This is a genomic window from Pseudomonas sp. GM80 (assembly GCF_000282515.1).
Taxonomy (GTDB): Bacteria; Pseudomonadota; Gammaproteobacteria; order Pseudomonadales; family Pseudomonadaceae; genus Aquipseudomonas.
In genome coordinates this window covers 42,512-61,954 of sequence record NZ_AKJD01000054.1, presented here as the reverse complement: position 1 = coordinate 61,954, position 19,443 = coordinate 42,512, and the positions used below count along the sequence as shown (strand labels likewise).

At 55.4% G+C, this 19,443-nt stretch carries 15 protein-coding genes; all 15 read right to left on the bottom strand.

All coding sequences use genetic code 11. The annotated features are described in order from the left end of the window. Positions 1-8: 8 nt before the first annotated feature. Entirely contained in the window at positions 9-4,877 is a 4,869-nt protein-coding gene (locus PMI37_RS30925) for a glycoside hydrolase family 99-like domain-containing protein (RefSeq protein ID WP_008079797.1), read from the bottom strand. Between the two features lie 4 nt (positions 4,878-4,881). After that, positions 4,882-6,249, bottom strand: a complete 1,368-nt coding sequence (locus PMI37_RS08220; protein ID WP_008079796.1) for an ABC transporter ATP-binding protein — start codon at positions 6,247-6,249, stop codon at positions 4,882-4,884. Then, complete coding sequence (locus PMI37_RS08215; protein ID WP_008079795.1) at positions 6,239-7,057, bottom strand: ABC transporter permease; 819 nt, start codon at positions 7,055-7,057, stop codon at positions 6,239-6,241. Before PMI37_RS08215 ends, PMI37_RS08220 begins: the two co-directional genes overlap by 11 nt. Positions 7,058-7,174: 117 nt before the next feature. Beyond that, complete coding sequence (locus tag PMI37_RS08210; protein WP_008079794.1) at positions 7,175-8,182, bottom strand: glycosyltransferase family 2 protein; 1,008 nt, start codon at positions 8,180-8,182, stop codon at positions 7,175-7,177. A gap of 349 nt (positions 8,183-8,531) precedes the next feature. Next, positions 8,532-9,491 carry a UDP-glucose 4-epimerase family protein gene (locus tag PMI37_RS08205; protein WP_008079793.1) on the bottom strand — a complete coding sequence of 320 codons (960 nt, stop codon included), beginning with the start codon at positions 9,489-9,491 and terminating at the stop codon, positions 8,532-8,534. Next, positions 9,488-10,411: a glycosyltransferase gene (locus PMI37_RS08200; protein ID WP_008079792.1), complete on the bottom strand. Its 924-nt coding sequence runs from the start codon at positions 10,409-10,411 to the stop codon at positions 9,488-9,490. Before PMI37_RS08200 ends, PMI37_RS08205 begins: the two co-directional genes overlap by 4 nt. Before the next feature lie 57 nt (positions 10,412-10,468). After that, the gene (gene rfbA, locus PMI37_RS08195) at positions 10,469-11,359 is read right to left on the bottom strand and encodes a glucose-1-phosphate thymidylyltransferase RfbA (protein ID WP_008079791.1); all 891 of its coding nucleotides are present in this window, start codon (positions 11,357-11,359) and stop codon (positions 10,469-10,471) included. Further along, the gene (gene rfbD, locus PMI37_RS08190; RefSeq protein ID WP_008079790.1) at positions 11,356-12,249 is read right to left on the bottom strand and encodes a dTDP-4-dehydrorhamnose reductase; all 894 of its coding nucleotides are present in this window, start codon (positions 12,247-12,249) and stop codon (positions 11,356-11,358) included. The genes rfbA and rfbD overlap by 4 nt, the downstream gene beginning before the upstream one ends. Further along, positions 12,246-13,322: a dTDP-glucose 4,6-dehydratase gene (gene rfbB, locus PMI37_RS08185; RefSeq protein ID WP_177323300.1), complete on the bottom strand. Its 1,077-nt coding sequence runs from the start codon at positions 13,320-13,322 to the stop codon at positions 12,246-12,248. Before rfbB ends, rfbD begins: the two co-directional genes overlap by 4 nt. Before the next feature lie 225 nt (positions 13,323-13,547). Then, the gene (locus tag PMI37_RS08180) at positions 13,548-13,787 is read right to left on the bottom strand and encodes a lipopolysaccharide assembly protein LapA domain-containing protein (protein WP_008079788.1); all 240 of its coding nucleotides are present in this window, start codon (positions 13,785-13,787) and stop codon (positions 13,548-13,550) included. 30 nt (positions 13,788-13,817) lie between these two features. Further along, positions 13,818-14,114, bottom strand: coding sequence for an integration host factor subunit beta (gene ihfB / locus PMI37_RS08175; RefSeq protein ID WP_003189779.1), 297 nt, complete (start codon positions 14,112-14,114; stop codon positions 13,818-13,820). Between the two features lie 151 nt (positions 14,115-14,265). Then, a complete protein-coding gene (locus PMI37_RS08170) occupies positions 14,266-14,544 on the bottom strand; it encodes a hypothetical protein (RefSeq protein WP_008079786.1) in 279 nt (92 codons plus the stop codon). A gap of 196 nt (positions 14,545-14,740) precedes the next feature. After that, positions 14,741-16,426: a 30S ribosomal protein S1 gene (gene rpsA / locus PMI37_RS08165; RefSeq protein ID WP_008079785.1), complete on the bottom strand. Its 1,686-nt coding sequence runs from the start codon at positions 16,424-16,426 to the stop codon at positions 14,741-14,743. Between the two features lie 119 nt (positions 16,427-16,545). Continuing rightward, positions 16,546-17,235, bottom strand: coding sequence for a (d)CMP kinase (gene cmk / locus PMI37_RS08160; RefSeq protein ID WP_008079784.1), 690 nt, complete (start codon positions 17,233-17,235; stop codon positions 16,546-16,548). Beyond that, the gene (locus PMI37_RS08155; protein WP_008079783.1) at positions 17,232-19,439 is read right to left on the bottom strand and encodes a bifunctional prephenate dehydrogenase/3-phosphoshikimate 1-carboxyvinyltransferase; all 2,208 of its coding nucleotides are present in this window, start codon (positions 19,437-19,439) and stop codon (positions 17,232-17,234) included. Before PMI37_RS08155 ends, cmk begins: the two co-directional genes overlap by 4 nt. Positions 19,440-19,443 lie beyond the last annotated feature (4 nt).

Here is a 19,443-nt window from a genome sequence, read left to right as displayed (position 1 = left end):
CTCCTGCACTACACGTGGGGCAGTAGACGATCACGCAAGGCCTTGATGCGGGCCTCGCAAATGCGATAAGACTCACTACTGAGCAAGTCGAGACGCTGTTGCTCGTCAGTCAGTGCAAGCGTATGCGTGTCGCAGCCAATTCGGTGAATGTAATCACCGATAAAGTCACACGTGCGCAGCGACGCCCAATCGGTGCCGTCGCGAGTAAACAACTGCATCGTCAGATAGTAGTCTTCCATGTACTTCATATCATCGAAGTAGGTGATGGCTTGCAGATCGCACTGATCCAGATCCAACAGGAAACTGTGCAGCGGTGCATGGTTATGCTCGATGAAATCGCGATAGGTTTCACCGTAGTCATAAATTTTGTCACGCTTGACAATGCAACCGGTCGCCGAATCCACCATGGTGGAGTAAACCCGCGCAAAGGTTGCGTTCTTGCCGCTGGACTTGAGCTGCTCGATCTGTGAGCTGTAAGCCCACGGAAACAACATGTCGTCGTAATCAAGAAATGCCGCATAACCACTGCCAACAGCTTTCAGTGCATCGTTCAGCATCAGCGAACGCAGATCCGGGGCTTGCTCTGTCGAGAAGTAACGACGAATCAGCGGCGCGCAATGCTCGCTCCACGGCAGTTGATCGAGTTGCGCCTGCAGTAGCGCAATTTCTTCGTCATCCATGTCCTGAATAGCCAGCACCGGCAGCACTCGGCAACCGGACTGGGCAACCAACGACAGTAGCGCATTGATCAGCGAAGCGCGGTCGCCACGACGGTGATAACGCACGATAGTCGATACCGTATCGAGCGCTGCGCCCTGGACGCCGCTCTCCGGCAGAAGACGGAAACAGGCGGCCTCACAACATACTTTGTAACCGACTGCCGGAGCCGTCAGTTGCAATTCCATGCAAGCCACCTGACTTGCATCGATGCTGAGGTTGACAGTCCCCTCCCCCTGCACGAACAGCGGATCATTTCGCACACTGGCCGACACCGAGTAGCCCTTGTGTCGTTTCGCCATTTTCAGCAACGACTCGATGGCTGTCGCAGGAAACAGGCAGATGTCACTGAACACCAACGTGAACTCGGCATCAGCGGGCTGGTGGCCGTGAGTATTCACGCCTTGCGCCTGCAACACCTGCTGGAGCTGGGCATTGTCGGCGGTGACGGAGCAGTTGTGCAGCACGCTCGAACTGGCCAGGCAAGCAAGGAACTTGCGAGCCGATTCCGGCTCGGCGTCCAGACGAGCCTGGGCCTCGGGTGTCAAAGCCACGTTGAGCTTCAAATCGGTGGCAGGAACACAATGGCTGATCGCTGCAAACGGCTGACCGGACAACGCGCGACCGATGGAATTGAGGTAGCCGTAACCGAAGCGCGTATCCGGTTCAAGGTGTGCGCCTTCGGCCCATTCATTCCAGGCGTTGACGACAACATATCGACGATCTTCCGCCAGGTTTTGCTCGGAATAGTCGACCAAAAACTCCATCCACGTCTGGAATTTTTCCGTAGTGAAGTTGTTCAGCACATAGGCTCTGTTGCCGTAACGAGCGGTGTTATCCCACGTCGGAACCAAAGACCGGAACAGGGTGAAATCCTTGCCCAGATCTTGTGCCATGTAATGGTCGGCAACTTCACCGTAGTTAATGACGTTACCTTCCAGAGGCCAGTACGGACGCAACTGGTTGCGAGTATCTGGTACAGCGTCAGCTGTCCAGTCGTGCAGCACCCGCTCAACCGCAGCATCCATCCCGTGGTCTTGAGGCTGCGTCGCGCCACGCGTCAATGTCGCCACCATGTAAGGCGCCTTCAGGCCGGCGCTCTCACACTCTTCGCGCCAGACTTCCAGGTATTCTTCGATATGCTCGATCGACGACGGACGATACACATGCAGCATCGGACGCCCGTCTACTTTGATGTAGCGCTCGTCTTTGAAGAACGGAATGAGATAGCGAATGAAGCCACGCGCATCTTCTTTCGAGTAAACCTGACCGAGCAGAATTTCCTGCTCGTTGCCATCCCAACGGCGAGTCCAGTTTTCATTCGCCCAGCAAAAGGCAAACGGCATGTTGATCTCGGGATTGGCCACCAGCATCTGCGCTGGCTTCTCAAGGATCATTCGGCCGGTGAACCAGTAATGATAGAAAATCAGGCCATGAACACCGGACTTTTGCATCATTTCAGCCTGTTGCTGCAACTGCGCCGGGCCGTCGAGGTGGTAGTACCCGATGTCCTCGTGCGGAACGTGTTGCTGATAATGCCCAAAGAACAGCGGATTGGCCGAACGAACTTTGTGCCACTCGGTAAACCCGGTTCCGTGCCATTCGTCATTTTCAGGCGTTGGGTGAAACTGAGGCAGGTAGTACGCCAGTACTTTGACCGTGTCGTGTTTGATGCTGGCCGAGTAATCAACCTGCGGCTCGTAGTAGTCGCGCGGCTCGTGAGAAATCTGCGGCGCTTCCAACTGATAATTACGCCCTTCACTGATTGTTGTATTAACCAGCACCAAGCGCTGCAGCGTACGGCTCAACATGTCCGGCGCAACAGCGTCGCCGGCATTTGCGAAATGCTCAAACTGCAATGGCAGTTGTAACAGATCACTGATCGTGCCGACCCGCGCCCAGAAAAGACCCGCACGTGGGAATTGCGCGCCAGGGAAACTCTTGGCGTCCACTTCCGTGTACTTTTCCAGAACCGTGGCAATCACGTTTCCGGCATCACTCCAGCCAGCCTGATGGTAGTCCGCAGACTCAGCTCGGATGTCGACGGGATAAACCACTTTAGCGTCGCCACCGAGCAATTGCAGAATCTGCCCGACATTGGCAGGCGAGCCGCAGAGGAGATCAAGACGCTCTTTGACACCCGAACCGTCGTCGTTGCCGGCGTCGTCATGCAAGTGCGCGACAACGTCGTATTCCTTGAGGCGATCACCGAACTGGACAATCAGCGATGCAATAGCGCCGGCGTGCTCAGGGACGACATCAACAACCAATTGGCGCAACAGATGCACGGCAGCACGCAGCGGTTTATCGTCAAACCTGGAATTGTCACTGCCAGTGCGGGACACATACAAATCGAACTCGACAGGGATATTCTTGAGGTATCCCAGCCAGTCCCCGGACATTTGCTCACTGCTCAAATGAAGGTGAACGGCAACCATTGCGGGAGCAGTTTTTGGAGCCTCGGGGAGATAAGGGTCCAGATAGTAAGGCACGACTTTCAGTACTTCGTACTCAGTCAATGCAGCATCGCCAAGTTGTTTGGAAACCTGGCTCAGGGCAAGTCGCTTCTGACTGCGCTTGAGCTTGCGGGCAGCAATCGCCAAGGCATGACGCAATCCACCACGTCGTGCTTCACGGACAAAGCGCCCCAGTAACTCCGGCTGTTGCGACACCAGATTCAACAACTGCACGACAACGCGGTGGCGGCTGACCTTACGGGAAAGGTGATAGTTACGACCTTTGACATCGTAAATCGAGCGACCTTCATAATATCCGTGGCGAAGGTAGTGGATCAGCGGGTTGACACGTCGCAGTCGTACATCCGGATAGTGATCCAGATACCCCTTGGTGGAAAAACCTGCCGAAGGATCACGACCTTCGCGCCAACCTTGCTCCAGATAGTGCTGCAAAGGATTAACACCTGCGGCACGAACGTCTTCGTAGGTGCTCAGATAATAATCGGCATCAAACAGCTCGCTCTCGGCGGGATTATCACCTCGATACCGCAAGCCGAATCGCTCGGCAATATGCGAAACCAGTGACTTGAGCAAAAACCGCCCGGAAGCATGACGACGCAAGTCAGCTTCAAGACTATGCACCGATCCCTCTGACTCGGAAAGCTTCGATGTCAAAGAGTCATATTGAGTCTCAAGCCAGCGTCGATGCTCGCTCAACTTGGAATAATCAGATTTTAACTCTGCGTGGCTCGTTTCAAGCTTGCTGTGATCAGCTTCCAAAGCCTCAAGACTTTTGCCTTTCAAGCTCAGTTGCGCGTTCAGATCCGTATTGCTTACATCGAAATGACGCATGAGGCGATACGCCGGCAAGCGCTCGATCATTGCTTGATAGAGTTCGTTGACTGTATCGACAACGGCTTGATCATCTGCACGCTCATCACGCGACAGTTGCAAAAGCACAAGGCTCAGGCTCAGAACATCGGCAGGAACGCTGGCATCCTTGCTGAGCTCATCCAGCGTAAAGCTGTTGTGTTGCAGCGAGTGCTGGAGAAACTTGTTCTGATATTCCTGGAACTCCGGCCCTTGCGGATCGAATGGCAAATCCAGCGACTCGGAAATACGGCGCAACTGCTGCTCAGGTGCCTGAAGCATCAGCTCGTAGTTGACAAAAACCCGCGAAGCACCCTGGCTGTACTTCAAGCTGAACAGCATGTGCTCCAGCCAGAGAAAGTAGCCCTTCTCCACTTCGAACTCATTGCGCTTGACCAACGAGTAAGCCACATTCTTGGGATTACGGAAGGCGACAACGTAGCTGACTTTCAGACCCAGCTCGGCAAAGATTTCCTGCCAGAACGGCAACAGTCTGGCCATGCGCGGGTCTTTTACGCCGAAACACTTGATGTGAGCGACTTTCTCACGCAGATGCTCGATGGCACGAATCTTATGGCTTTGGGTGATCGGCAAGCTCAGCTCTTCAGGGCTGATTGGCACCAGGCTATCCCAGGCGTGGCCCAACGCGGCCAATAACTCTTCGTTGTACGCAGTGATCGTTGCGTCTTCAAAGAAGCCTTTTTCATTATTGCCCGATTCGGCAGGCAACAGATTGTCGCCCAGGTCGACGCCAAGGACTTTTAAACCACGCGTAATGGCACTCGTACCGCTTCGGTGCATGCCCAGAACGACGACTATTTGTTTATGATCCATAAGATTAATTATGCTCAACGCTTGAAATGGTAATAGCTGGAATACATTTGAAATCAACCGTTCCGGTCGCTGTGAGCGCGGTTTCCGGCAGAACCCGGAACAGGCATGCATCGATCAATCGGTGAAGGTACGTTTCACCTTCGCCCACGACGCCGACTGCCCCACAGTTGAGGAAATAGGTGCCTGGGTTCAGGTTGCACTCGAATGCGAACTCGACCTGAACTTCACTCTCGGCAGCGACATACGTAATGGAGTCCTGGGCGCCAGCCGCACTTGCGGAACCACCGATTTCGATGCCCGCCAATGTCTTGATCATCATGCCAAAACGGACCGCTACGGCACCTGTCGCGAATGTCGCCCGATAGGTGTATCGATAGGTGTCACCACGCTTGAGGCAATTGACCTGCTGCCCGGCAGTATTGAGGATGCGTGGGTCGCTGATCAGAACGCCGTGAGATTCATAGGACATCACGCTCTTGGAAACGATATGCGGGTCGTAGTACTCCTCCAACCCGTTGTCCGAGGCTTGTGATGCCTCGACGGCGATCGCAGAGCGTTTCGCCTCGGCCTCCAGTTCACGTCGTTCCAGGGCACCGGACTTGATCTCTTCACGTATGACACTGACCTTGTCGGCAGGCGCATACAGCAACTTCTGATACTGACCGACGATGACCTTGGGCACACCTTCAGCAAGCTTCTCGCCTTTATCCAGAAGAATGGCGCGGGTACACAGTTCAATGACCGCACTGCCGGAGTGCGATACGAACAGAATTGTCGCGCCACTGGCCTTGATCGCTTCGATGCGGGCAAAACACTTGCGCTGGAACAACTCGTCGCCGACAGACAATGCCTCATCGACAATCAGAATTTGTGGGTCAACGTTAATCGCTACCGCAAATGCCAGGCGAACCATCATGCCGCTGGAATAGGTCTTGACTGGCTGATCGATAAACTCGCCAATCTCGGCAAACGCTTCGATTTCGGAAAACCGCGCATCGGTTTCTTCACGCGTAAGACCGAGCACCGCAGCGTTCATGTAAACGTTTTCACGTCCGCTGAATTCCGGGTTGAAGCCAGAACCCAACTCTAGCAAGGCGGCCACACGGCCGTGCGTGAGGATGTCACCATGCGTCTGATTGAGCGTGCCGCAAATCATCTGTAGCAGCGTCGACTTACCACTGCCATTGCGCCCAAGAATACCGACCGTCTCACCCTTGTTGATGGTGAAGGAGACATCCTGCAACGCCCAGAACTCGCGAAAGTATTGCCGACGGCCGCGCGCGAACATTTGCAGCAGCCGATCTCTCGGTTTGTCGTAGATATGAAAACACTTGCTCAGACCGTTAACGGCAATCGCTGTATTAGAGGACATCGGCAAATCCTTTACGCGTTTTTTGGAACCACGCAAATCCTAGCCAGAAGACAAGAGCTGCAGCGATATAGTAGAAACCGAGGTGAATGAAGCTGGGCAGTTCACCGCGGAAAAGCAACGCTCGCGTATCTTCGATCGCGGGTGTCAGGGGATTCAGAAACAGCAAGTGCCGGTATTGTTCCGGCAGCGCGGTGATGGGATAGAAAATCGGCGATAGGAACATCAGAACCGAGGTACATACCCCGATGATCTGACTGACATCTCGCAGATATACGCCCATCGAGGCGAGGAACCAGACGAGGCCTATGACAAAAATCAGCAGCGGCGCCAGAAACACCGGCAGCAGCAGAATTGTCAGGTGCAACTTGCCGAAAAAAATCAGGTAGGCAACCAACCAGACGCTCAGGCTGACAAGGAAGTGGAACATCGCAGCACCCAAGGTTACCCAAGGGAGAATTTCCAGCGGAAACACTACTTTCTTCACATAGTTGACGTTGCCGACGATCAGTCCTGGCGCTCTGTTGATGCACTCGGAAAACAGGTTGAACACAATCAACCCGGCAAACAGCATCAGGGCAAATTCGGTTTTGGAGCTACTGTCTACGCTCCACCTGGCTTTGAACACGACGCTGAAAACGAATGTATAGATCACCAGCATGACGATCGGATTGAACAGCGACCACAGCATGCCCATGATGGATCCGCGATAGCGCCCGACAATTTCACGCTGCACCAGCGCCCGGATCAGGCCTCTGTTGCGCCAGATGCCGCCTACCATCTCCTTCGGCGATGTTGAAAAATTCAGCATTGTGCACAAACCTCAAAAAAACCGAGGGAGTCCAGCTTCCCCAGCAAACGCTCTTGTTTGATGACTACTTGAGTGACCACAGAATTATTCCTGAAAGGAGCCAAAGCAACGTGAGTGTCAAATTCCATTGAACAGCGTCGCCAGCATCAGCCCCAGATTGCCCCATAAGGATTGCCGGTAGACTCCGGATCGTCGTAACCAGATGATCCGGGACAAGCCACGTGAGCGACGCGCCCGCTGGAAACAATCCAGCCTCGTCCTGCTTTCTTCATTGAGCTGCAGTCGATTCGACTCCAGCGCAGTAACATTCTTTTGATTCCAGCCGCGAAAACGACCACGAAACAACATGCGCAAACGACCGATCTGGGCGCGCAACCCCGAAGTCGCGCCAATCAGATTGGCGTCATGCTGGCGATAAAGAACGGTCGGTGAAAAATCGTAAAGAATCCTTCCACCGCTGCCGCTCACCAGCAGGTACGCCCACCAGTCGTGCGACACGATATCCACCCCGCTCCCCGCTCGCTGAAACAACTGACGAGCGACATCATTGAAGACCATCGTGTTGCCGCCGCCGACGCTCTCCACCAATGCATTGGAAAATCCCATGGGCCGGCTGAACAAGGGTGAAAGGCCAATGTGATTACCGCGCTCGTCGATCAGCTCGGTTCTGCCGCAGTAAAGCGCGGGCACATCGACCGGCGCTTGCGCCAATCGCTGCAAAGCCACTTCCAGCTTTGTTTGCTGCCAGATATCGTCCTGATCCGCCCACGCATAAAAGTCGGCATCAATTGACTCATCACAGGTAACAGTGAGGAAATTGGCTGCATAACCACGCCCCGGGCCGTGCTGAATCAATAGTTTGTCATGCCCCCAGCGCTCACCGAACTCGCGAAGCAATGCCAATGTCGAGTCAGATGAACCATCGTCCGAGACCACTACAAACCAGTGGGGGTAAGTTTGACGAGCGATGGATTCCAGTTGTTGAGCCAAAAAGCGCTCACCATTGAACGTACAGACAAGAATCGCAACACATCCCAAATGCGCCACCGAATCTTGCTGACTATCGTCTATACAGCGGCGATCCAAACTGTTGTTTTGGACAACCGGGGAAAGGGGGGCTACCACCGAGCACTCCGTTGCTGAAATGATAAAACTTTGCCTGCGCAAGTTCGTTCAATACATACGAAAACCTGGACAGTCGAACAAGCCTTATGAAACAGGCTCACACGCTGCTCCAAGCTGCGCAAAATTTGCAATTATAACGACGAAGCAGCGCCATTTGATAGCCCAGTGACATTACGCCTTCCCTATCTCCGACGCAGACCGAGAGATTTTAACCTTGATAATAATGAGCTCATGGCTCCAATGTTTCTGATGCCCCTTGCGTTGCGGGCATAGGGTAGCAAGAGGCCTTTGAGCAAAATAGGGGTGGCAGTTTGCCAAGTTCTCGACGCAGCGAGAGCCATCATCAGCTTCACCATTGCTTCGCACGGTAGTGCCCTGCCGTATTGCGCAATGCTTGATCCACGCTAATAGCCGGCAACCACCCAAGGATGGCCTGGGTTTTGCCGATATCGACCTGCAGAGAACCACACAAACGCTGCGCCAGATCCTGACGCCCGATCAGCGCTGCCCCCACCGTCATCAACGAAGACGGCAATGGCAGCAGGCGAGGCTTGACGTTCAGCGCGCCCGCCATTCGCCGAAGCAATTGCGTTGTAGAAAGGTCTTGCGCGTCACTGACCAGAAACACATGGCCGCCAGCGGCGGGATGCTTGATACACACAGTGATCAGATCGATGAGATTGCCGATAGCCACCAGACTGCGACGATTGTTGATCGCACCAAAAGGCAGCGGTATGCCGCGCTCAAGCCAACGCATCATATTGAGAAAGTTGGCTTTGACGCCTGGGCCATAGATCAGGGGCGGTCGGATAATCACGACTTCCATCCCTGTGTCCTGACTGATCTGCCTTAATGCGTCCTCCGCTTCACGCTTGGATATTCCGTAAGGATCGACCGGCGCCGGCGCATCATCAGCAGAAAACGGCGCACCCGGTAATGTTACCTCGCCGTTGACCTTGATCGAACTGATGAAAATGAAGCGTTTGACTCCGGATTTCGCCGCATGACGGGCAAGTCGCGCGGTGCCTTCGACGTTGACCTGTCGAAACGCCGCGAGCGGATCTGCAGCCACTTCATTCATGACATGCACGCGCGCCGCGCAATGGACGACTACATCAACATCTTCCAAAGGCGGTAGCGGGGAGTTTTCGTCCAACCCGAACGCCACTACCGGACAAAGACCGGCTAACCTCGTTTCGCCACGAACGGCGGCGACAGGCGTAAATACCTTATCGCGCAACAAACGAAATACGAGCGCCTCACCGACGAACCCGGTAGCACCTGTCACTAAAACACGAGAAGCGCTCATTTGGCTTTGTTTCCAATTACCGCTGTAGCCCAGCAAACACAGAAGAAAAATATCTTGTCGCGCACTCGACGCCGACACTTCCAGGCACTCAGTGAAAGGGTCAGCATCTGCCACCGCCCCAATGGCAGCCAGCGTCGGACAAACCGATCATTTTCAAGTCCGACCAAACGGACGATCCTTCTGACTTGGGAAAACCACCACCCGTCATGAATAGTCTTGTAGCGCGCAATCAGTGGATTAAGACCGGTATTGGCACCGACCTGATTTCGTTCATGCTGGCGATAACTCATGGACGGTCGATGGTCGATAAACCATTTGAAGCCCCGACTTCGGGCAAACGCATAGCAATACCAATCATGCAGGCTGACGTGCTGTAATTCCTGCCAGTCAGCCAGCATCGCGGTGCGCAGGGCGCTGACGAATGGGCGACTCAGCACATACGTGCAGCCCGGGCCAGCAGCTTCAAACAGAAAATCCCAAGGTGTCTGGCGCTGCGCCTTATCAAGCAGATGGGTGCGGCCGTCCGGCCAGAATGCGACGACATTGCTCGAATAGGCATCCACCGCGCGTGACCGAATCTCGCGCACCGCCCGCTCAAGCTTGTCCGGATACCAGATGTCATCCTGATCAGCAAATGCGACGAAATCGTAGCTCTCGATAGCTACATCACGGATCAGCCTGAAAAAATTCCGCGAAGCGCCTCCGAAAGAGCCGGCGGGCGGCAACACGACAACACCGGGATGCCGAGACGCGTATGCCGCGCACCACGCCTCGGTTCCATCGGTAGAAGTATCAATACTGATATAAACGCTTACATCGACACCCGACTGGCCAAGAATCGAGGCGAGTTGCTCTTCAATCCACTGCATTCCATTGAAGGCCGCCAGCAAAACCGCAACCTTGGGATGTTTTACTGGCATAACTTTCCTGCTCGGACTGGATAAACTTTCTCACTCGAACGACTTCGTTTTTACGAATCAGTGAGAAGGCGAGTCCAGCAACTTCTGCAAGTATTGGCCGTAACCGGTCTTCTTCAAGGCTTCAGCTTGCACACCCAACTGTTCGGCAGTGATCCAGCCGTTGTGGTAGGCGATTTCTTCCAGGCACGCGACTTTCAGGCCCTGGCGCTGTTCGATGGTATGTACGAAATGGCTGGCCTCAAGCAGAGAGTCGTGAGTGCCGGTATCCAGCCAGGCGAAACCACGCCCCAGCATTTCGACATTCAGTGTCTGCTGTTCGAGGTAAGCACGGTTGACGTCGGTGATTTCCAGCTCGCCACGCTCGGAAGGCTTGATCTTCTTGGCAATGTCGACGACCTGGTTGTCGTAGAAATAGAGACCGGTCACCGCGTAGCTGGATTTTGGCTTCAGCGGCTTTTCTTCGATGCTCAGGGCACGTCCGGATGCATCGAACTCCACCACACCAAAGCGCTCCGGATCGGAAACATGGTAGCCAAACACGGTCGCACCCTGCTGCCGGGCACAGGCCGAGCGCAAGTTGTCGGAGAAGTGCTGACCGTAAAAGATGTTGTCACCCAGGATCAGACAGCAAGGGTCGTTACCGATGAACTCTTCGCCGATGATGAACGCCTGAGCCAGCCCGTCCGGGCTTGGCTGCTCGGCATAGGTCAACTTCACGCCGTACAGGCTGCCATCACCCAGTAGCTTGCGGAAACATGGCAGATCTTCCGGCGTGGAGATGATCAGAATTTCACGCATTCCTGCGAGCATCAGTACCGACAGCGGATAAAAGATCATCGGCTTGTCGTAGATTGGCAGCATCTGCTTGGAAACGCCGAGTGTCAGCGGGTGCAGGCGCGTGCCCGAACCACCGGCGAGAATGATGCCTTTACGATTTGTCGTGGTCATTTATTCAGAACTTCCCTAAGCATTCGGGTTACACCACTTTGCCAATCCGGCAAGTGTAGAGAAAAATTGTCGCGCAGTTTTTGAGTATCCAGTCGGGAATTCAAAGGACGGCGCGCAGGTGTCGGGTAAGCGGTGGTATCGATGGGATTGATCGCCGTGACGGCAAGCGCTTCACCATTGGCCTTGGCAAAGTCAATCACATGGCTGGCATAACCGTGCCAGGAGACTTCGCCGGCGGCGGCCAAATGATAGAGCCCAGCCAGTTCCGGACGCAGCAGGACCTGCCCAATAGCCTGCGCGGTGACGTCGGCGATCAGCTCAGCACCGGTCGGCGCGCCAATCTGATCGGCGATCACACCCAGTGTTTCGCGATCCTTGGCCAGACGCAGCATGGTCTTGGCAAAATTGTTGCCACGCGCGGCATAGACCCAACTGGTACGAAAGATCAGGTGCTTGCAGCCCGAAGCGACGATCGCCTGCTCGCCCGCCAGCTTGCTGGCGCCGTAATGATTCACCGGCGATACCGCATCGGTCTCCCGCCACGGCGTCAAGCCTTCACCACTGAACACATAGTCGGTGGAATAGTGAACCAGCCACGCACCCAGTGTTGCGGCTTCCTGCGCCATCACCTGAGTAGCGAGACCGTTGACGCGATCAGCCAGTTCGATGTCGGATTCGGCCTTATCGACAGCGGTGTAAGCTGCTGCATTGACGATAACGTCGGGTTTGACCTGACGAATCGTCGCGCGAAGTGCATCGAGGTCGGATAAATCGCCGCTCAAGCTGCCTACTGGATGACGATCCAGGGCAATCAATTCGCCAACAGGTGCCAGGGAGCGTTGCAACTCCCAGCCTACCTGGCCATTTTTGCCTAGCAGTAGGATTTTCATGCTTTGTTCGAACGATCTGCGTAGTTCTGATCGATCCACTGCTGGTAGCTGCCGCTCTTCACGTGAGCAACCCACTCGGTGTTCTGCAGGTACCATTCAACCGTTTTGCGAATGCCGGTATCGAAGGTTTCTTCCGGCGTCCAGCCCAACTCCCGCTGAATCTTGCTGGCATCAATTGCGTAGCGCTGGTCATGACCAGGACGATCCTGCACGTAAGTGATCAAGCTTGCGTGCGGACGATACGCGGAGTCTGGACGAAGCTCATCAAGCAGCGCACAAAGCGTATGAACAACTTCAATGTTCTGCTTCTCGTTGTGACCACCGATGTTGTAAGTCTCACCAATGACACCTTCGGTGACGACTTTATACAACGCACGTGCATGGTCTTCCACGTAGAGCCAGTCACGAACCTGGTTGCCTTTGCCATAAACAGGCAACGGCTTGCCTTCCAAAGCATTGAGGATGATCAGCGGGATCAACTTCTCGGGGAAGTGGCAAGGACCGTAGTTGTTCGAGCAGTTGGTGACCAGAGTCGGCAGGCCATAGGTGCGAGCCCACGCGCGCACGAGATGATCGGAACTGGCTTTGCTGGCCGAGTATGGCGAGCTTGGCTGGTAGGGCGTGGTTTCAGTGAACAGGTCTTCCGGGCCTTCCAGGTCGCCATACACTTCGTCAGTGGAAATGTGATGGAAGCGAAAGTTGGCTTTACGTGCATCATCAAGCGCAGCCCAGTAATGACGAGCCGCCTCGAGCAACGTGTAAGTGCCGATGATGTTGGTTTGAATGAATTCGGAAGGCCCCGAAATCGAACGATCAACGTGCGACTCTGCAGCAAGATGCATGATCGCATCCGGCTGATGCTCTCGCAGGACGCGGTCGATTTGATCGCGATCACAGATATCAACGCGTTCGAATGCGTATCGCGAGTCCTGGCTGACTTCAGCCAAAGACTCCAGGTTACCGGCGTAAGTCAGCTTGTCGACATTGACGACAGAATCGGCGGTGTTGGAAATGATGTGGCGAATGACTGCCGAGCCGATGAACCCGGCGCCGCCGGTAACTAGAATTTTCACGCGAAAGCATACCCTTGAGCTGCGGACAGTGACACCAACGAGCACTGTCTAATCCATGAATGCAGAAGCCATCAAATTAGAGGCTTCCGTCAGAGTCAGTCTGAATCGACGTGGGAATAGGCCACTATCGAACAAGGGCTGCATTTTACAGCTTAATGAAGGTTTTACTAATGGATATAGACAGGCAGAGGCGCAATTTCGACAGATGCCCTGCACCTGTCGTTTTCAGACAAGGCGCTTGCGTGCAGCTCTGGACGAGCGTCCCAGGAACCAGCCGAGAATCGGGCCGATAAACATGCCGATCAGCAATGCCACGACAACAACCAACGACACCGGAAGTTGCGGCCCGGACCAACCTAGAAACAACAACGACACCGCCTGCTGGTTTTCAAGGACAAAGGCCAGAACAACCAAGACAAGCAACAAAACGAAAACGCCAAGAAGTATGCGCTTGAGATTACGCATGAGCATCTCCCTGATATTCAGCAGCGAGGATCAAACGCCCTCCTCCTCTTCCTCGTTCACACGATCGCGCAGTTCTTTGCCCGGCTTGAAGTGTGGAACGAACTTACCGTCAAGGCTGACGGACTGACCGGTCTTTGGATTGCGCCCTACACGCGGCGCGCGATAATGCAGTGAGAAGCTGCCAAACCCACGGATCTCGATACGATCACCGGTGGCCAGACACTGGGACATTTGTTCAAGCATGGTCTTGATGGCCAGCTCCACATCCTTGGAGGAGAGCAGCCCTTGATGGGTGACAATTCGTTCGATCAACTCCGACTTCGTCATATTTTTCCCTTCTTTTTCAAGCAGCTAGATCAGCGCTTGAAAGGTTTTAGCACGCCCGGAAGATTTTGAACAGCCCAGGGATTGACATATCTTCCTTAGCGTCAAAACGCCCATTTGCAGAGCATCAGATCACCAAACCGGTTCACCGCACTCAGCGACAGATCACCAGCATGGTACGCGTCACGTAGCCAGCTGGATTGAAGCCAAAGGGAAACTCATCTTCATCCTTAGCGTCATCAGATCGCGTCACCACCTTATAGCCAGCGCCCTTGCACTCTTTCGCTGCACGCTTCTGGCACTTTTCCCAGCCCGAGCCCAAACCGGAACAATCGACTTCAATACCACTGACCCCGCGCACCGCATGGCTCTTGGCACTTGTAGTACAGCCAGCGCACAACAAGATCGCTATGAGGACAATAAACTTGTTCATCCACTTCCTTATGCCAGGCAACTGCCCGACTACTGCGCACCCAAGTCCAAGCTTAGTCGCGAATAGACGATTGATCCGAATAAAGAAACAGACAGCCCAAACGTGAGATTGGTTTCACTGGAAACCTGACCTGCCGCCAAATTGCGGGCACAAAAAAGGGCGACCGAAGTCGCCCTTTTTCATGATCAAGCAGAACTTAGTTCTGTTTGGCCATTGCTTGCTTCAGCAGTGCAGCCATGGTGGTGTCAACTGCTTCGCCTTCCGGAGCTGCTTTCAGGCTCTGGATAGCTTCTTTCTCTTCAGCGTCGTCTTTCGACTTGATGGAGAGTTGGATCACGCGGCTCTTACGATCAACGCTGATGATCTTGGCTTCTACTTCTTCGCCTTCTTTCAGAACGTTGCGCGCGTCTTCAACGCGGTCACGGCTGATTTCGGAGGCTTTCAGAGTCGCTTCGATATCGTCGGCCAGAACGATGATGGCGCCTTTGGCGTCAACTTCTTTCACAGTGCCTTTAACGATGGCGCCTTTGTCGTTAACCGAGACGTACTCGGAGAACGGATCGCTTTCCAGCTGCTTGATACCCAGGGAGATACGCTCGCGCTCTGGGTCAACCGACAGGATAACGGTGTCCAGCTCGTCGCCCTTCTTGAAACGACGTACGGCTTCTTCGCCCACTTCGTTCCAGGAGATGTCGGACAGGTGAACCAGACCGTCGATGCCGCCGTCCAGACCAATGAAGATACCGAAATCGGTGATCGACTTGATGGTGCCGGAGATTTTATCGCCCTTGTTGAACTGGCCAGAGAAATCTTCCCATGGGTTAGATTTGCACTGCTTGATGCCCAGGGAGATACGACGACGCTCTTCGTCGATGTCCAGAACCATAACTTCCACTTCGTCGCCGACTTGTACGACTTTCGAAGGGTGGATGTTCTTGTTGGTCCAGTCCATTTCCGATACGTGTACCAGACCTTCAACGCCTTCTTCCAGCTCAGCGAAGCAGCCGTAGTCGGTCAGGTTGGTTACACGAGCGGTAACGCGAGTGCTTTCTGGGTAACGGGCTTTGATAGCAACCCATGGATCTTCGCCCAGTTGCTTCAGGCCCAGGGAAACACGGTTGCGTTCGCGATCGTATTTCAGAACCTTGACGTCGATTTCGTCACCAACGTTAACGATCTCGGAAGGATGCTTGATGCGCTTCCAGGCCATGTCGGTGATGTGCAGCAGGCCGTCCACGCCACCCAGATCGACGAATGCGCCGTAATCGGTGAGGTTTTTGACGATACCTTTGACTTGCTGGCCTTCCTGCAAGGATTCCAGCAGAGCTTCACGCTCGGCGGAGTTCTCGGCTTCCAGGACGCTGCGACGGGAAACGACAACGTTGTTGCGCTTCTGGTCCAGCTTGATGACCTTGAATTCCAGCTCTTTGCCTTCCAGGTGCGTGGTGTCGCGCACTGGACGGACATCAACCAGGGAACCTGGCAGGAACGCACGGATGCCGTTAACGTCGACAGTGAAGCCGCCTTTAACCTTACCGTTGATAACGCCCTTGACCACTTCCTCAGCTGCGAAGGCTGCTTCCAGAACGATCCAGCACTCAGCGCGCTTGGCTTTTTCACGGGACAGCTTGGTTTCACCGAAACCGTCTTCAACCGAGTCCAGAGCAACGTGAACTTCGTCACCGACATTGATAGTCAGATCGCCAGCGTCGTTGTAGAACTGCTCAAGCGGGATGAGTGCTTCAGACTTCAGGCCAGCGTGAACGGTTACCCAGCGAGCTTGGTAATCGATATCAACGATAACACCGGTGATGATGGAGCCTGCCTGAAGGTTCAGGGTTTTTAGGCTTTCTTCAAAGAGTTCCGCAAAGCTTTCGCTCATTTTAATTCCTGTAAATGAGGGCGAAGGATACGCCCATCTCCACACCCCAGACGGTGTGGGTTAGTTTCAAATAAAAGAAGCGCCACAGGACTATGACTGGTCCCCTGCAACCTTCTTGGTCACCCGGCGATATCGCGAATGGCGATCTCGCTCATGATGCGTTCAAGCACCTGATCAATGGACAACTCCGTGGAATCCAGCTGTATGGCGTCAGCCGCCGGCTTAAGCGGGGCTACCGCTCGCTGGGTGTCACGCTCATCGCGTGCACGGATCTCATCTAGCAGACTCGACAGACTAACACCCTCGACTTTGCCCTTCAACTGCAAATATCGACGGCGCGCCCTCTCCTCGGCACTCGCGGTGAGGAAAATCTTCAGCGGCGCACTTGGAAAAACCACCGTGCCCATATCGCGACCGTCGGCCACCAAGCCCGGCGCCTCCTGGAAAGCGCGCTGACGCTGCAGCAGCGCCTCGCGTACAGCCGGCAATGCCGCCACTTGCGAAGCACCGGAACCGATGCTCTCGGTGCGAATGACATCGCTGACTTCGTCACCTTCCAGGATGATCCGCTGCAACTGACCGTCGGTCGCCGCGATGAACTGCACATCCAGATGAGCGGCCAGTTTTTTCAGCAGCTCTTCATTGGTCAGGTCAACACCATGATTGTGCGCAGCAAACGCCAGCAAGCGGTACAGCGCACCCGAATCCAGCAGATTCCAGCCCAGACGCTTGGCCAGAATCCCGGCGACCGTGCCTTTGCCCGAGCCGCTTGGCCCATCGATGGTAATGACCGGTGCAATGTTTTTCACGACTGAGCCTCTTGTGCCACACGAATACCGACCTGCGCGCACAACGCGAGGAAGTTCGGGAACGACGTCGCGACGTTGGCGCAATCATGGATGCGGATCGGCGCAGTGGCGCGCAGCGAGGCCACGCTGAAAGCCATCGCAATGCGGTGATCGCCGTGACCATGCACTTCGCCGCCGCCGATCTGGCCACCGTCGATGATGATGCCGTCCGGGGTCGGTTCACACTTGACGCCCAGCGCCAGCAAACCGTCCGCCATGACCTGGATACGATCCGATTCCTTGACGCGCAGTTCTTCAGCGCCGGTCAACACAGTGCGCCCTTCGGCACAGGCAGCGGCGACGAACAGTACCGGGAACTCGTCGATGGCCAGCGGAACCAGCTCCTCGGGAATCTCGATACCCTTGAGTTTAGCTGCTCGCACGCGCAGGTCAGCCACAGGCTCGCCGCCGACTTCGCGCTGGTTTTCCAGGGTGATGTCCGCACCCATCAGGCGCAGGATGTCGATGACGCCGGTACGGGTCGGGTTGATGCCGACGTGCTCGAGCACCAGCTCCGAACCTTCGGCGATCGAGGCTGCGACGAGGAAGAACGCCGACGACGAGATGTCACCCGGTACTTCAATATGGGTCGCCGTCAACTTGCCGCCGGATTCAACCGAAGCCGTCGCGCCTTCAACGCTGACCGGGTAACCGAAGCCGCGCAGCATGCGCTCGGTATGATCACGAGTCGGGGCCGGCTCGGTCACGGTGGTCTTGCCTTCGGCGTACAGACCGGCGAGCAGCAGGCAGGATTTCACCTGGGCACTGGCCATCGGCATGGTGTAAGTCACGCCTTTAAGCTTGTGTCCGCCACGAATGGTCATCGGTGGACGACCTTCAGCAGCGGTTTCGATCACGGCGCCCATTTCTCGCAGCGGATTGGCCACGCGATTCATTGGACGCTTGGACAGCGACGCATCGCCAGTCAAAGTGCTGTCGAAGTTTTGCGCGGCCAGCAGGCCGGACAGCAGACGCATCGAAGTACCGGAGTTGCCCAGGTAGATCGGGCCCGGCGCCGGTTTCAGACCATGCAGGCCGACACCATGAATGGTCACGCGGCCGTGGTGCGGGCCTTCGATGACCACGCCCATGTCACGGAACGCCTGCAAGGTCGCCAGGGCGTCTTCGCCCTCGAGGAAGCCTTCGACTTCGGTGACGCCTTCGGCCAGCGAACCGAGCATGATCGAACGGTGGGAAATCGATTTGTCACCCGGTACGCGAATCCGACCGGACAGGCGGCCACCAGGTTGAGCCAGGAAGATCAGATCGTTGGAATTCATAGCGTCCACATAGGCCCTGCGGGCCAGGATTTTACTGAAATGCTCGCGGGCAACCCGGGCGCGAGTGAAAACGCCCAACAATTGGTGCCCATCCCCTGCATCGACCGCGTCGCGCAAGGCGTCGAGGTCGCTGCGAAATGTATCGAGTGTGCGCAGGACAGCCTCGCGGTTGGCGAGGAAGATGTCGTGCCACATCACCGGGTCGCTTCCGGCAATTCTTGTGAAATCGCGGAAACCACCGGCAGCGTAACGGAAGATCTCAAGGTTTTCATTGCGCTTGGCCAACGAATCGACCAGACCAAAGGCCAGCAAATGCGGCAGATGGCTGGTCGCGGCCAACACTTCATCGTGACGCTCGACTTGCATGTGCTCGACGTCGGCGCCCAATTCGCGCCACAGACGATCAACCACCGCCAGTGCAGCCGGATCGGTTTGCTCGAGCGGCGTGAGAATCACTTTGTGACGACGGAACAGCTCAGCATTGGAGGCTTCCACCCCGCTCTGCTCGGAACCGGCAATCGGATGGCCCGGCACGAAACGCGGCGGCATCGCGCCAAACGCCTCGGTTGCCGCGCGCACCACATTGCCTTTGGCGCTGCCGACGTCGGTCAGAATCGCCGAGCCCAGATCCATGCTCGCCAGACGCGCGAGCACTTTTTCCATGGCCAGAATCGGCACCGCCAGCTGAATTACGTCAGCACCCTGGCAAGCCGCTGCCAAGTCATCTTCACAACGATCGACCACACCCAACTCGACCGCGAGCTTGCGCGATTGCGGATCGAGATCGACCCCGACCACTTCACGGCACACACCGCTTTCCCGCAAGCCTTTGGCAAACGAACCACCGATCAACCCCAGACCGACCACCACAAGGCGACCGATCATAGGT